Below are 353 nucleotides of genomic sequence, written 5' to 3'. Positions count from 1 at the left end.
TCGGGTGCGGCGTTGACCAACTCCTTGATGCTGGCCAGGGTATTGGGGGCCTGGCCGTTGAGCCGTTCGCACAGCGCCAGGGCCTCGGTCAGGGCCTCGCCCGCTGGGGTGACGCGGTTGACCAGGCCCAGCTGGTGCAGCCGGTCGGCGCCGATGCGTTCGCCCAGCATCAGCAGTTGCAAGGCGGTGGCGCGGGGCAGGTTGCGCGTCAGGCTCCAGCTGCCGCCGCCGTCGGGCGACAGGGCGACGTTGGCGTAAGCCATGACGAACACGCTGTTGTTCGCCGCCACCAGGAAGTCGCTGGCCAGGGCGAGCGAAAACCCCGCGCCGGCGCAGGCGCCTTCCACGGCCGC

1 protein-coding gene is annotated in these 353 nt (G+C 71.4%); it reads right to left on the bottom strand.

What is annotated here, in order from left to right:
* A partial coding sequence (locus HA630_RS26890) for an enoyl-CoA hydratase-related protein (protein WP_208299906.1) occupies window positions 1–353 on the bottom strand: 353 nt, incomplete at both ends.

It is taken from the genome of Aquabacterium sp. A08 (assembly GCF_011742065.1).
This window is presented reverse-complemented; position numbering and strand designations above follow the sequence as displayed.